This is a genomic window from Halalkalibacter sp. HAAS-P014 (assembly GCF_056619965.1).
In genome coordinates, this window is record NZ_JBWQTV010000002.1 from 187,739 (window position 1) to 201,305 (window position 13,567).

At 36.6% G+C, this 13,567-nt stretch carries 16 protein-coding genes; 12 read left to right on the top strand and 4 right to left on the bottom strand.

Annotated elements, in window-relative coordinates:
- Positions 1-30 precede the first annotated feature (30 nt).
- The 6 genes from AC1FXZ_RS01665 (at position 31) to AC1FXZ_RS01690 (ending at position 6,149) form a co-directional block, all read left to right on the top strand.
- Positions 31-1,347, top strand: a complete 1,317-nt coding sequence (locus AC1FXZ_RS01665) for an aspartate aminotransferase family protein (protein WP_480050370.1) — start codon at positions 31-33, stop codon at positions 1,345-1,347.
- Positions 1,348-1,361: 14 nt separating this feature from the next.
- Entirely contained in the window at positions 1,362-2,060 is a 699-nt protein-coding gene (locus tag AC1FXZ_RS01670; protein WP_480050372.1) for a CoA transferase subunit A, read from the top strand.
- The gene (locus AC1FXZ_RS01675) at positions 2,045-2,734 is read left to right on the top strand and encodes a 3-oxoacid CoA-transferase subunit B (RefSeq protein WP_480050374.1); all 690 of its coding nucleotides are present in this window, start codon (positions 2,045-2,047) and stop codon (positions 2,732-2,734) included. The genes AC1FXZ_RS01670 and AC1FXZ_RS01675 overlap by 16 nt, the downstream gene beginning before the upstream one ends.
- Positions 2,724-4,007, top strand: coding sequence for a peptidase (locus tag AC1FXZ_RS01680; RefSeq protein WP_480050376.1), 1,284 nt, complete (start codon positions 2,724-2,726; stop codon positions 4,005-4,007). Before AC1FXZ_RS01675 ends, AC1FXZ_RS01680 begins: the two co-directional genes overlap by 11 nt.
- 336 nt (positions 4,008-4,343) lie before the next feature.
- Positions 4,344-5,678 (top strand): allantoinase, encoded by a 1,335-nt coding sequence (locus tag AC1FXZ_RS01685; RefSeq protein ID WP_480050378.1) that lies wholly within the window; start codon positions 4,344-4,346, stop codon positions 5,676-5,678.
- 243 nt (positions 5,679-5,921) lie between these two features.
- Positions 5,922-6,149, top strand: a complete 228-nt coding sequence (locus tag AC1FXZ_RS01690) for a hypothetical protein (protein ID WP_480050380.1) — start codon at positions 5,922-5,924, stop codon at positions 6,147-6,149.
- A 65-nt stretch (positions 6,150-6,214) separates the two neighbouring features.
- On the opposite strand, the gene AC1FXZ_RS01695 is transcribed toward AC1FXZ_RS01690, so the two are convergent.
- A complete protein-coding gene (locus AC1FXZ_RS01695; protein WP_480050382.1) occupies positions 6,215-6,709 on the bottom strand; it encodes a ribonuclease H-like YkuK family protein in 495 nt (164 codons plus the stop codon).
- Between the two features lie 303 nt (positions 6,710-7,012).
- Between AC1FXZ_RS01695 and gndA the strand changes: the two genes are divergently transcribed.
- Positions 7,013-8,422, top strand: coding sequence for an NADP-dependent phosphogluconate dehydrogenase (gene gndA, locus AC1FXZ_RS01700; RefSeq protein WP_480050384.1), 1,410 nt, complete (start codon positions 7,013-7,015; stop codon positions 8,420-8,422).
- Positions 8,423-8,544: 122 nt separating this feature from the next.
- Here the strand turns inward: gndA and AC1FXZ_RS01705 are convergent, their stop codons facing one another.
- Positions 8,545-8,706 (bottom strand): hypothetical protein, encoded by a 162-nt coding sequence (locus AC1FXZ_RS01705; protein WP_480050386.1) that lies wholly within the window; start codon positions 8,704-8,706, stop codon positions 8,545-8,547.
- A 154-nt stretch (positions 8,707-8,860) separates the two neighbouring features.
- On the opposite strand from AC1FXZ_RS01705, the gene AC1FXZ_RS01710 reads away from it, so the two are divergent.
- On the top strand, positions 8,861-9,772 hold the full coding sequence (locus AC1FXZ_RS01710) for a CBASS cGAMP-activated phospholipase (protein ID WP_480050388.1): 912 nt from the start codon (positions 8,861-8,863) through the stop codon (positions 9,770-9,772).
- Positions 9,773-9,808: 36 nt separating this feature from the next.
- The gene (locus tag AC1FXZ_RS01715; RefSeq protein ID WP_480050390.1) at positions 9,809-10,117 is read left to right on the top strand and encodes a DUF3219 family protein; all 309 of its coding nucleotides are present in this window, start codon (positions 9,809-9,811) and stop codon (positions 10,115-10,117) included.
- A 105-nt stretch (positions 10,118-10,222) separates the two neighbouring features.
- Here AC1FXZ_RS01715 and AC1FXZ_RS01720 read toward each other — a convergent pair whose 3' ends face one another.
- A complete protein-coding gene (locus tag AC1FXZ_RS01720; RefSeq protein ID WP_480050392.1) occupies positions 10,223-10,702 on the bottom strand; it encodes a hypothetical protein in 480 nt (159 codons plus the stop codon).
- 156 nt (positions 10,703-10,858) lie between these two features.
- Complete coding sequence (locus tag AC1FXZ_RS01725; RefSeq protein WP_480050394.1) at positions 10,859-11,992, bottom strand: zinc-dependent alcohol dehydrogenase; 1,134 nt, start codon at positions 11,990-11,992, stop codon at positions 10,859-10,861.
- Between the two features lie 190 nt (positions 11,993-12,182).
- Between AC1FXZ_RS01725 and speD the strand changes: the two genes are divergently transcribed.
- The 3 genes from speD (at position 12,183) to AC1FXZ_RS01740 (ending at position 13,535) form a co-directional block, all read left to right on the top strand.
- Positions 12,183-12,989 (top strand): adenosylmethionine decarboxylase, encoded by an 807-nt coding sequence (gene speD / locus AC1FXZ_RS01730; protein WP_480050396.1) that lies wholly within the window; start codon positions 12,183-12,185, stop codon positions 12,987-12,989.
- A gap of 72 nt (positions 12,990-13,061) precedes the next feature.
- Positions 13,062-13,331, top strand: coding sequence for an alpha/beta-type small acid-soluble spore protein (locus tag AC1FXZ_RS01735; protein ID WP_480050398.1), 270 nt, complete (start codon positions 13,062-13,064; stop codon positions 13,329-13,331).
- 45 nt (positions 13,332-13,376) lie between these two features.
- Positions 13,377-13,535 (top strand): hypothetical protein, encoded by a 159-nt coding sequence (locus AC1FXZ_RS01740; RefSeq protein ID WP_480050400.1) that lies wholly within the window; start codon positions 13,377-13,379, stop codon positions 13,533-13,535.
- Positions 13,536-13,567: the final 32 nt, after the last annotated feature.

Genomic DNA, 13,567 nt, shown 5'->3' on the forward strand with positions numbered 1-13,567 from the left:
TGCCCTTTATCCTAAGAAAGAGGGATGTTAATGAGAGATTCATTGCTAATAAAACCAATGATGGATGAAATCTATCCAATAGCTGTGCGTGGTGAGGGAATTTACCTTTACGATGATAAAGGAAAGAAATATATTGATGGGTCATCAGGAGCTGTTACGGCCAGTATTGGTCATACAGTTCCTGAAATCATCAAAACGATTCGTAAGCAGTCGGAGAAACTTTCCTTTGTTTATCGTTCTCAGTTTACCTCTGTTCCTGCAGAAGAATTGGCTTTGAAGTTAAATGAGTTACTAGGCGCTAGCGTGGATTATTGGTCCTTTTTTGTCAATAGTGGATCAGAGGCCACGGAAACAGCTATGAAAATAGCTATTCAACACTGGCAGGAACAGGGAAATGATAAGAAAAATAAATTTTTATCACGTTGGATGAGTTATCACGGTATCACTATGGGGGCTTTGTCCTTGTCTGGTCATATTAAAAGGCGCGAACGGTTTGTTCCACTTTTAGAGGAATATCCTAGTATTTCAGCGCCCTACTGCTACTCTTGCCCTTTAGGGAAAGCCTACCCTAACTGTAGGCTAGCGTGTGCGAATGAACTTGAAACGGCAATTATGCGAATCGGAGCTGAGCACGTAGCTGCTTTTATTGCTGAACCTATTGTAGGTGCAGCTGGGGGTGTCATTGTCCCACCAGATGGATACTTTGAAAAGGTTAAACAAATCTGTGAAAAACATAATGTTTTGTTTATTGCTGATGAAGTGATGACAGGCATTGGTCGAACAGGACAAATGTTTGCCATTGATCATTGGGGAGTGAAACCGGATATTATTACTCTTGGAAAAGGAATGAGCGCTGGATATACTCCGATTGCAGCAGCAATAGCAAGTGAAAATGTGATGAAGCCTATATTACAAGGGTCGAAATCCATTATGAGTGGACACACATTTAGCGCTAATCCTCAATCGGCTGCTATTGCTTTAGCAGTACTTACCTATATTGAAGAAAAAAATTTGGTAGAAAAATCTCATAAATTAGGTTTGTATTTATTTAATAAGCTTCAACAGCTAACTGAAAAGTACCCAATAATCGGAGACGTTCGTGGAAAAGGGCTTATGATCGGTGTTGAATTTATCAAATCTGAAAATAACAAAAGTCAAATCAATATAACAAATGAAATAGTAAAAAAGGCGAGAGACAACGGCCTGCTTCTATATCCAGCTTCAGCTGGAAAAGAGGGAATTGATGGTGATGCCATTATAATAGCACCACCATTTACAATTAGGAAAAAAGAAATCAATCAACTTATTAAACTTTTTGAAAAAACCATTAAAGAAGTTTATGAGTAAGAGGAGGTCAAACTGTGAAACGATCTCAAAACTCATTAAATAAATTAAAACCATTACAAACTGCTATGGAACCTATACATGACGGTTGTTCGGTAATGTTTGGTGGGTTTGGGGGAGTAGGAAACCCACCTACGTTAATTAATGGGATAATCAATAAACATGTTAATGATCTTACATTAATCGGAAATGATGCAGGGTTTCCGACGATCGGAATAGGGAAACTTGTTAGTCTAGGGCGAGCAAAAAAATTAATCGCTTCTCATATTGGTTCAAACCCTATTGCCGGAAAATTAATGGTAGAAGGGAAGCTAGATGTTGAATTTTCACCACAAGGTACATTAGCCGAACGGATTAGAGCAGCTGGGGTCGGACTTGGAGGCATTTTAACGGACATTGGAATAGATAGCATAATAGAAGAAGGCAAAAAGAAAATCAACGTTAACGGAAAGCAATTTTTACTAGAGTCAGCTTTACATGCTGATGTCGCGATAGTATATGCCAAAAAGGCAGATACGTTTGGTAATTTAATCTATGAAACAAGTGCCAGAAATACGAACCCATTAGTAGCTATGGCTGGTAAAGTAACCATTGCTGAGGTAGAAGAGGTTGTTCCAATAGGTGAACTCCATCCAAATGAAATTATAACGCCAGGAATCTTCGTTGATATGGTGGTCGAAAGCAAAGGGGTCGATTGGAAATGGGCATGGGAATAAGTGCACGAGAACGTATTGCAAAGCGTGCAGCAGCAGAAATAGAAGAGGGGATGATGGTCAATTTAGGAATCGGAATTCCTTCGCTCGTCCCTAATTATTTACCAGAAAATTGTCAGGTGATGTTTCATGCAGAAAATGGCATTCTCGGAATTGGAAAATCAGCAGAAAAAGGGAAGGAAGACCCTACATTATGTAACGCTGCAGGCTTTCCTGTAACGGTTGTACAGGGTGCTTCTTACTTTGACAGCGCGACAGCCTTTGGTATGATTCGTTCCGGTTATTTAGATATAACGATTTTAGGAGGATTAGAAGTAAGTGAACAAGGAGACTTGGCTAATTGGATTGTACCGAACAAACGAGTTCCTGGAATTGGTGGGGCAATGGAGCTTGCTAAGAAAGCAAAAAAAGTAATAGTAGTTATGAATCATACTAATAAAAATGGTGATGCAAAAGTTGTAAAAGAATGCAGCCTCCCATTAACAGCAAAGAGATGTGTTGATTTAATTATTACTGATATGGCAGTAATTGAAGTCAGTGACTCTAAAATGACTTTAAAAGAAGTGATGGAGCCATATACGATTGATGAAGTAGTGAAAGCAACAGACGCCACTCTCTTTATACCTGAAGACGTGAAGGTAATTAAGAAGCAAAGGTGGGAAGAAAATGGAGTCTAATGAAGATCAAATAAAAGCAACCATTTCAGAATGGCTCGAATCATATAAAGGTGAAGGGATAAAATTGCTTCAGAATCTCGTTCAGGCCGAAAGTACTCAAGGGAATGAGGCCAAAGCACAAAACATCATTATAGAAAAATTAATACAAATGGGCATGGACATTGATATATGGGAACCTAATAGAGATGAATTGAGCAAACACCCGTATTTTGTTTCCTCGCGCGATGATTTTCAAGGAAGTCCAAATGTAGTAGGGGTATTGAAGGGAACTGGTGGAGGTCGTTCAATTATATTAAATGGTCATATTGATGTTGTTCCACCTGGAGATCGTGAACAGTGGGATAATGACCCGTTCAGTGGGATTATTAAAAATGGAAAAATGTATGGACGTGGTGTTACAGATATGAAGGGTGGAAATGTCTCTCTTCTTCTTGCGCTTTTGGCCATACAAACACTTGGAGTATCATTAAAAGGTGATGTGATTTTTGAAAGTGTAATAGAAGAAGAAAGTGGAGGATCTGGAACTTTAGCAAGTATTATTAAAGGATACAAGGCAGATGCTGCAATCATCCCTGAACCAACTAATATGAAGATCTTTCCAAAGCAGCAAGGTTCCATGTGGTTTCGCATATTCATAAAAGGACGTTCAGCACATGGAGGTACGAGGTATGAGGGGGTAAGTGCGATTGAAAAAAGTATCGTTCTGCTTGAGCATATTCGTCAATTAGAGAAAAAAAGGAATCTTCGTATTACTGATCCATTATATAAAAATATCCCCATACCAATTCCTATTAATATTGGAAAAATTGAAGGAGGAGATTGGCCTTCTTCCGTCGCAGACCTCGTCAAAATTGAAGGACGCATCGGGGTAGCACCAGAAGAAACATTAGAACAAGCAAAGCAAGAAATGGAAGAGTGGTTAATTAAAATAAAAGATTTAGATTCTTGGTTTGCCGAGTCCCCACCGAGGATTGAATGGTTTGGAGCGAGATGGCTGCCTGGAGAAATAGGAACAGAGCACCAATTAATGAAAACATTATCCAAACATTATCAGACTGTTTTAAACAAAGAACCCATCATTGAGGCCTCACCATGGGGAACTGACGGAGGACTTATAACAAAAATTGGAAATACACCAACCGTTGTGTTTGGCCCTGGCATCACTGAGAAAGCCCATTTTCCTAATGAGTATATTGAAATCGACAAGGTATTCGAAGTAGCAGAAATTATTGCATTAACATTAATCGACTGGTGTGAAGTAAACCCTAGCTAATCTATCACTAGCAAACGGGAAAATTTCATATACCATAATCAATAATAAAATCGTTATTTTACGTTAGGATCATTAACAGTAAATAACGATTTTTTTCTTGCTGCTAAGCAGCTAATTTTTTTTATTATTTATGAAGTTACGACTATTTAAATTAATAAAGTCTGTAACATTTTCTTACAAATAATGACTACTATATTGAAATTTTTGTTAAAAATGGGTTAGAAGTATTTGGGAAAGGTTGGAATTCTATTTACTATTTCAGTAAGCAATTGTATTGGCTCTTTAGCAGATAGAGGATCTGAAAAACGCTAGACTAAAATAAAAGGGAGAGATGGTATGGATTATGATCTAATTATACACTCTGGAATGATTGTAACGGAGAAGGATCGTTTTGAAGCAGATTTAGGAATACATAATGGTAAAATTGTAATGATTTCGCAGCCGGGAAGTCTTCGTTACAGAAATACTCAAACTATTGATGCTACAGGGTTACACATTCTTCCTGGACTTATCGATGTTCACGTACATTTTAATGAACCAGGACGTGATAATTGGGAAGGGCTCGAAACAGGAAGCAAAAGTATAGCAGCTGGTGGGGGGACTACATTTTTTGATATGCCATTAAATAGCAATCCTCCTACCACGACCAAAGAGCAACTTCAAATTAAGAAACAATTAGCTACTGAGAAATCGGTCGTTGATTTTCGCTTATGGGGAGGGTTGGTACCTGATAATATCGACAAACTGAATGAACTTCACGATGCAGGAGTGATTGGCTTTAAAGCATTTATGTCAGCTTCAGGTACGGACGATTTCCAATATGCCGATAATACAACTTTGCTTAAAGGAATGGAGAAAATTACAGAATTAGAATCGATCTTAGCACTTCATGCAGAATCAGATGATATAATTAACTACTTAACGGAAAAAGCAATAAGCGAGAAACGATTATCTATAAGAGATTATTGTGATTCAAGGCCTATTTTATCTGAACTCGAAGCCGTTGAAAGAGTATTAAACTTTGCCGAACTTACTGGATGCAAGCTACATATCGTACATGTTAGCAGTAAGCGTGTGATAGACCGTATTATCGAGGCTAGAGAAAAAGGTGTAGATGTTTCTGTTGAAACCTGTACACATTATTTAGTATTTTCCATTAATGATTTTGAAAGGATTGGGTCTGCTGCTAAATGTGCTCCTCCTTTAAGGGAACGTGAAGAAGTAGAGATGTTATGGGAGTCTTTGAAAGCAGGCGATATTGATATGATCAGCTCTGATCATTCACCTTCTCCAATAGAGCTAAAAAGTAAAGCTGAAACGATTTTTGATGTATGGGGTGGAATTGCTGGCTGTCAAAGTACATTGACAGCGCTCTTAACAGAAGGGTATCACAAACGTCATGTTCCTTTAACGAAGATCGCAGAGTTAACGGCATATCAACCTGCGAAAAGATTTGGATTACACCCTGAAAAAGGTTCGATTAAAGTGGGGGCTGATGCTGATTTAGCTTTAGTAAATTTAGATGAAACGTTTACTTTAAAAGAAGAAGATCTCTATTATCAACATAAGATTAGTCCTTATCTCGGAAAAAAATTTATTGGAAAAACAAAGTACACAATTGTAAATGGAAATATTGTGTATGAGGATGTTAGGGAGAAATCAAAACTCTAATTTAGAAGGATCAGGAAAACAACTCAAAAACGCTTGGAGTGTATTGCGTACACTCCAAGCGTTTTCTGCTACTTACTATTGATGCGTTCTTTTTTATAACAAACTATTTGGTTGCAATAGTTCACTTTCTCAATAGCTTTTGTGCTTTTAAAAACATCAGTCAAAATGTTTTTAATTGATGGCATGTTTATGTTTCTTGCCACATATATAGAATGTGAGGCAAGATAGTAGGGGGAGAGGCATTTGTCTGATTTGTTAAAGATTACATGGTTTACATTATTTTTAAGTACTTTATGGTTGATTCCAAGAATAGATATGATTATTTACTGGATCTCTAACAACATTTGGAAGGCAGTAGCAATTGGAACCATTTTTAGTTTTGTTTTTATTTTTGTAAGATGGATAAAACAAAAAAGAAGTGTAAAGCGTCAACTTCTTGAAAATGAACAGGTAAATATGGAAAAGGCGTAGTGAGTAATATGAAGTTATGAATGTAGTGATATTAACATAGTATATGAGGGGGAAATGGAGTTTCGTTATCCCCCTGCTTTTTTTGTATACTTATTTGCATAGCTTGAAGCGACAAATGCATCAGGTTTAATTTTAGGTTCAACCCCCATTGTCTCTAATCGCGAAACCATCTCTTGGACATATGCTCTCGTCTTGTTTCGGGGACCGGATCCTATATCAATATGTCCTTCAATTGTAAAAGTAGCCCCTTGGTAAATATAGGGTAGCACAATATTGATAAGCTTCGTCTTTCTTTCTTCGGTAAACATTGAAACAATCTCTTCTGTTAAAGAAGTTTCGTATGAGATACGCTCATGTAAATGCAGCATTTTTTTTTGAATTGTTACTTTTCTAATACAAGCCCAGGCACCTTTTCCTGCATTTTGAATGACAATTCCCGTAATGAAAACAGTACACTTTGCATGAACTTGAGAATCAGTCCCAACCATTAGTCGATAATTTCCACTCGGGTTACGATTCATAAATTTAATGATATGGTTAAACACTTGGTTAAACGACATGTTTTTTCTCTGTAAATTTTGAAATATATAAGGTAACTTTGTATGTCGATTCAAATAATCACCTACATATTATTGTTATATTTCCATCATATGCAAGCAAGCTCTAATTATTAGTAATTTCAGATAATTAAGGCGGATACACAACGTTTATTACGGCATAAAACAAATATTTGCTAGTTAGCTGCAGTGATAGTAATATAAATGAGTAATTGAAAATTTACCTGTTTATGCTTGGTATGAGAGAATAATGATGTATTGGGCATAGTAAGGGTAAATGATAGAAAGAAATAGGAGTGGTTAAACATGAGTAAGCAACAAGTAGGTGTTATTGGCCTTGCTGTTATGGGTCGAAATCTTGCGCTAAACATCGAAAGTAGAGGATATAGCGTTTCTGTATATAACAGATCTTCGGAAAAAACAGAAGAAATGTTGAAGGAAGCTGAAGGTAAGAATGTGGTTGGTACATATAGTATCGAGGAATTTGTTTCCTCTTTAGAAACACCAAGAAAAATAATGTTAATGGTAAAGGCTGGTTTTGCAACTGACGCAACAATCGAGCAATTGTTACCTCATTTAGATAAAGGCGATATTTTAATCGATGGTGGAAATACATTCTTCGAAGACACTCGCCGTAGAAACAAAGAACTTGCGGAGTCAGGAATTCATTTTATTGGAACTGGCGTTTCTGGTGGAGAAGAAGGTGCTTTAAAAGGACCTTCAATCATGCCTGGGGGCCAAAAGGAAGCATATGATCTCGTTGAACCTATTTTAAAAGACATTTCAGCTAAGGTAGGAGACGATGCTTGTTGCACATATATTGGCCCAGATGGTGCTGGCCACTATGTGAAAATGGTTCATAATGGAATTGAATACGGCGATATGCAGTTAATTTGTGAATCCTATCATTTAATGAAAGAAGTTCTAGGCTTAAGTGCACAAGAACTTCATGAAACGTTTAAAGAATGGAACGAAGGAGAGCTTGATAGCTACTTAATCGAAATTACGACTGATATTTTCACGAAAGTTGATGAGGATACGGGTAAACCAATGGTGGATGTCATTTTAGATACAGCCGGTCAAAAGGGAACAGGAAAATGGACAAGCCAAAGTGCCCTTGATCTAGGTGTCCCACTTTCGATTATTACAGAATCTGTATTTTCTCGTTTTATCTCCGCTATGAAAGAAGAGCGTGTAAAAGCAAGTAAAATCCTAAGTGGTCCAAATGCTGTTTTTGATGGTGATAAGAAGGAATTTGTTGAGAAAATTCGTAAAGCATTATACTTAAGTAAAGTTTGTTCATATGCTCAAGGCTTTGCGCAAATGAAAGTTGCTTCAGAAGAATATGATTGGAACTTGAACTTAGGGAATATCTCGATGATCTTTAGAGGTGGTTGTATTATTCGTGCTCGCTTCTTACAAAATATCAAAGAAGCGTATGATCGTGATACTAACTTAACGAACTTACTACTTGACCCTTATTTCAAAGAAATCGTAGAAAGTTATCAAGAAGCAGCTCGTGATGTTGTTGCAACAGCAGTGAAACTTGGAATTCCGGTACCAGGCCTATCGAGTGCTCTAGCTTATTACGATAGCTATCGTACAGAAACTTTGCCTGCCAACCTTCTTCAAGCACAAAGAGATTACTTTGGTGCGCACACGTATCAACGAATTGATAAAGAAGGGATTTTCCATACAAACTGGATGGAAAAATAAAATAATAAAAAAGGTGATTTCAATAACTGAAATCACCTTTTTTATTTTCGCAGTAACCAAAGTAACACTGTTGAAATATTATTTAGATGAAAATGCTTAAAAGTAAAATGACCTTATTACTTTTAAGTTGGATTATGCTGACTCTCTTCATAGGCAATCAGAACAATATCTTTATGTGTTGAGGTATTAATCTCCTTTTCAAGCGTCATTAGTCGCTCTAATAGTTCTGGGTTTAAGTCAGCTGCAGTATAACGATCATTTTCCATTGGTTCTTTTTGTTCCATAGAAGATCCCTCCACTTCTTTATGTACTTATAATTTTCCTTTTATCATACAGTTCTATACTACGGTTGATTTTTACAGTAAATGAAAAAAAGTTATATGTATGTAGTTTCAAGTAAATGCTAATAAGAAAACTATAGTGAGTTGGGTGGGATAGATGAAAATTTTATGCCTTGATGGGGGCGGAATTAGAGGTGTGTTTGAAGTTGCAATTTTACATGAATTAGAAAAAGAATTCAACACACCAATTAGTGATCACTTTGATCTTATCGCTGGAACAAGTACAGGGGCAATCATTGCAACTGCTGTAACTTTAAAAAAACAAATGTATGAAGTTTTAGATAGCTATAAGGAACTTGGAAAGAAAATCTTTATTCGCCAAGCTAAAATTGGATTGTTTAAAAGTGTTTATAGCGATGAAGATTTACGTAAATATTTTCAAAGTATGTATGGTAACATGACTCTTGCTGACATTTCGAAGCCTTTACTAATTCCAGCTGTTGATGTAACTCACGGGAAACCATATGTCTATCGTTCAAATTATGGTCATCCTGGAAGTGATGACTTATCAATTGCCTTATGGGATGCCGTTCTTTCCTCTTGTTCGGCTCCTGTTTATTTCCCACCAAATAATATAAAGAATCAATACCTATCAGTGGATGGTGGATTATGGGCTAATAATCCTTCATTGGTTTGTATAACTGAAGCATTAGATTTCTTTAACAAAAACATGAATGAGCTAAAAATTTTATCGCTTGGCACTGGTTTACAAGACATCGAATATACAATAGAGAAAGATAAATATTGGGGTATTAAAAAATGGTTACCATTTAAATTTATGTCGATGAAAGTGCAGCCCAAACTGCTTGACTTAGCTTTGGATTTATCTTCTGAATCAATCTCTTATCATTGCAAAATTCTTTTAGGGGATAAATATTTTCGTTTAAACAAGGAACTAGGCAGTGAAGTTCCATTTGATGAGGTTACTTTTATAGATGAATTAATAGAACTAGGGAAACAGACATACGAGGAGAGAAAAGATGAAATAAAAAATTTTTTAAGTAAGTAGATTAGGGCAAACCAGTCATATAGGAGAGAATATGAGGTGATTCAATTGACTAAAGAGGTCACTTTAAACGATGTTCCGATTCCAGTTATTAACTTCAAGAGTGAAAAACGAATTTCTGATAAGGGGCGTTCATTAAACAAAATAACATGTGACTTTCAAGTGAGAAGTGGTCCAGAATATCATCAATTAACAACATTGCTTTATAAAATGACGTTTGATGTAAAAGTCATTGAAGAGAATCTTACATTTAGAGGGACCATTGCTAATTATTCAACATCTTTTACAAATTTATATGAAGCAAATCAAGTGGGTATGTTTCACTTAGAACTGATTGAAGTAGAATAATTCGTGTATTTAAAATCCTTTATAAAAAAACACAAAACTCTTGCTTAGATTTTATAGAAGCTGCTGAGAAGGTCAGCACACCATTTTCAGCAGCTTGAAAGATTCTTAATAGAAATATGGGAAAAAGAATGCTCTTAAAAAAGGAAATGGGAAATGACGACGTCTAAATCGACGAAATCTTCTAGGGAAACCAGGACCATATCCGTAAGGTGGATAACCACCATATCCATACCCATATCGTTGATCTTCTTCTTGCTCGTCACGTTCCATATCTCCGACTGGCATTAACATGTTCACGCCGTTACGATCAATTCCATCAATAATACCTGTATGCGTTTGACCATCTGATGTCTCAAATTGCATTAGGTGATGATGATACCTTTGGCATAAGTCATGTAGTTGTTGCTGATGTACTCCTGGATCCATTGGCATATGATGTTGCTGGTGGTGACTCGGATCCATTCCCATTTGTGGATGTTGCTGGTGAAAACTAGGGTCCATTTGCGTGTGTGGTTGCTGGAAGCTAGGATCCATTCCTCCGGCGTGCATTGGTTGACCTAAAGGCATTTGATTGTAGTTGTGCATAAGTTTTTCTCCTCCTTTTCTAAGACCAAGGTATTCATCTATAGGTGTTTGTGATACTAAATTTTGAACTTTAAACTTGGACTTTTTTGAAAAGAAGAAAGTGAACAAGTAGGATGTTATCAAAAAAAGAGAAGTGGGATTCACTTCTCTTCGTGTTTAAGGCTTTAACACAACTTTTATGCAATTGTCTTCATGACTGTTAAAGATTTTGTATGCTTGACTCGCATCATCAAGAGCTACCTTATGAGTAATAATTTCTGTTGGATCATATTCGTTATTCGTAATTTGTTCATATAATGTAGGCATGATCGGAATAACTGGAGCTTGTCCCATCTTAATCGTTATATTTCTAGAGAAGAAAGGTCCTAATGGGAAGTTATTATAGTGTGCTCCATACACACCTGTTAGTTGAACGGTTCCGGCTTTTCTAACAGCTTTTGTAGCAATTTGTATTGGACCAAGTGTGCCACCTTGTAGTTTTAACTTTTGTTCTATGAACTCTAGAGGTGACTTCTTACCATCCATTCCAACACAATCGATGACGACATCAGCCCCACCTTGAGTAATTTCTTTTAAGTGTTCTCCCATATCTGGAAACTCAGTAAAATCAAATATCTCTACATTATTTGTTTTTTTTGCATGCTGCAACCGATAATCTAAATAGTCGATGGCGATGACACGTTTAGCTCCTTTTCTCCAAGCGTACTTTTGGGTCATTAGGCCAACAGGGCCAGCACCAAGTACAATAACTGTATCTCCTTCCTTTACACCTGCATGTTCTACACTCCAATAAGCAGTTGGAAGTACATCTGATAAAAAGAGAAGAGATTCATCTTCCAGTTCACATGATTCTGGAATAACGAACGGGGTGAAGTTACCAAACGGGACTTTTAAGTATTCAGCTTGCCCTCCTGGGTGATTCCCGAATTTTTCAGTATAACCGAAATACCCACCTGCATCATAGTGTGGATTAGAGTTGTCACATTGGCTCGTTTGACCATGATCACAATACATACAGTGGCCACACGCAACATTGAAAGGAACAACAACACGGTCTCCTTTTTTTACTTTTGTAACGTCTGGCCCCACTTCTTCAACGATCCCCATTGGTTCATGCCCGATACTATAGCCTTTTGGTACAGGGAAGTTACCTTGGTACAAATGTAAGTCTGAACCACATATAGCGGTTGAGGTTATTTTTACAATAATATCATCTTTTTTCTCGATTCTTGCATCTTCAACATTCGTTACTGCAACCTTATTAGGCCCTTGATACGTAACCGCCTTCATTCTCTCACTCCAATCGCTGTCTACTAAAAAAATTATCTTGTCTTTAAAACAGTATTTCCTTTAAAGTAAGTCCTCTCTCAGTTAATTATTAACATTACTATTTCTGAAGCATTCAATTATTTTTGTTTGAGATTAATAAAGGTGGGTACCATAAAATTTAAGACAATGTCAATAAGGGGGAACCTTATTCATGAAAATTACACCAGACCAACGAGTTACATTACATGAATTCAATAACTTGACGAAATCATTGAGTTTTAATATGTATGATGTCTGTTATACAAAAACAAAATCAGAGAGAGAAGCTTATATTGAGTATATTGACGAACAATATAATGCCGATCGTTTAACCAAAATTTTAGAAAATGTCTCGGATATTATTGGAGCCCATGTTTTAAACGTGGCAAAACAAGATTTTGTTCCTCAGGGAGCGAGTGTTACGTTATTGGTCTCAGAGGGACCAGTTGTAGAAGTTCCAAATGAATCCTATGATGAATCACCAGGTCCTCTCCCGGAGTCGGTTGTTTTATCACTGGATAAAAGTCACATCACGGTTCATACGTACCCTGAATATCATCCGGTAGAAGGAATTAGTACATTTAGAGCTGATATTGATGTCTCCACATGTGGAGAGATTTCTCCACTTAAAGCACTTAATTATTTAATTCATTCTTTTGAGACAGACATTATGACGATGGATTACCGTGTGAGAGGGTTTACTAGAGATGTCAATGGGCAAAAACTGTTCATTGACCATGAGATTAATTCTATCCAAAACTACATACCGGATGAAGTGAAAAAATTGTATGACATGATTGATGTAAACATATATCAAGAAAACATCTTTCATACAAAATGCAAATTAAAAGAATTTGATTTGGACAATTATTTATTTGGGACAACAAAGGTGAATTTACACCCTGGTGAAGCAGAGGAAATAACAGCAAAGTTAACAACCGAAATGGATGAAATTTTTTATGGGAAGAATATTCATTAACTAAGAGGTAAAAAGTGCTTGCATTTTATTAGCTACGAGAGGAGAAGTTATCGGTAGATTGGGGATGAAAATATGACTAGAAGAAAACGATTGCTTGTACCTGAAGCTGAACATTCAATTAATCAATTTAAAGAAAATGTAATGGCAAAACAAGGTTATCATGTTCAAGCGAACCGTGAAGAAAACGTTAAATACGAAGTAGCAAACGACTTGGAAATCCCTTTAAAGAAAGGTTATAATGGCCACCTTACATCTAAGCAAGCAGGTAAAGTCGGAGGGAAAATAGGTGGAAGTATGGTAAAAGAGATGATTCGTATGGCACAACAAAACCTATATAAGTAATTGCACCATGATATGAATAGAAGAAGAAAAGAAAGAGGTAATAAAATGGAAAGAAATAAAGACTGTGATGAACCGTTAGAACATTTGTTACAAGATCAAGATCACGAATTTGCTGAAGAGCTTTCTGACGGTGGGGAAAGAAATGAATTTGCTGAAAAGCAACAGGAAAGACCGTATAGAAGAAAACGGATTAGAACTGGATGAAATTACTGAAGAGCAGATACCAAAGGTATCTG

Coding starts and splice junctions, on each gene's coding strand:
- speD (WP_480050396.1), top strand. CDS start 12,183: ATGAAAATTACACCAGACCAACGAGTTACATTACATGAATTCAATAAC.
- AC1FXZ_RS01675 (WP_480050374.1), top strand. CDS start 2,045: ATGGGCATGGGAATAAGTGCACGAGAACGTATTGCAAAGCGTGCAGCA.
- AC1FXZ_RS01710 (WP_480050388.1), top strand. CDS start 8,861: ATGAAAATTTTATGCCTTGATGGGGGCGGAATTAGAGGTGTGTTTGAA.
- gndA (WP_480050384.1), top strand. CDS start 7,013: ATGAGTAAGCAACAAGTAGGTGTTATTGGCCTTGCTGTTATGGGTCGA.
- AC1FXZ_RS01695 (WP_480050382.1), bottom strand. CDS start 6,709: ATGTCGTTTAACCAAGTGTTTAACCATATCATTAAATTTATGAATCGT.
- AC1FXZ_RS01735 (WP_480050398.1), top strand. CDS start 13,062: ATGACTAGAAGAAAACGATTGCTTGTACCTGAAGCTGAACATTCAATT.
- AC1FXZ_RS01725 (WP_480050394.1), bottom strand. CDS start 11,992: ATGAAGGCGGTTACGTATCAAGGGCCTAATAAGGTTGCAGTAACGAAT.
- AC1FXZ_RS01740 (WP_480050400.1), top strand. CDS start 13,377: ATGGAAAGAAATAAAGACTGTGATGAACCGTTAGAACATTTGTTACAA.
- AC1FXZ_RS01685 (WP_480050378.1), top strand. CDS start 4,344: ATGGATTATGATCTAATTATACACTCTGGAATGATTGTAACGGAGAAG.
- AC1FXZ_RS01720 (WP_480050392.1), bottom strand. CDS start 10,702: ATGCACAACTACAATCAAATGCCTTTAGGTCAACCAATGCACGCCGGA.
- AC1FXZ_RS01665 (WP_480050370.1), top strand. CDS start 31: ATGAGAGATTCATTGCTAATAAAACCAATGATGGATGAAATCTATCCA.
- AC1FXZ_RS01680 (WP_480050376.1), top strand. CDS start 2,724: ATGGAGTCTAATGAAGATCAAATAAAAGCAACCATTTCAGAATGGCTC.
- AC1FXZ_RS01705 (WP_480050386.1), bottom strand. CDS start 8,706: ATGGAACAAAAAGAACCAATGGAAAATGATCGTTATACTGCAGCTGAC.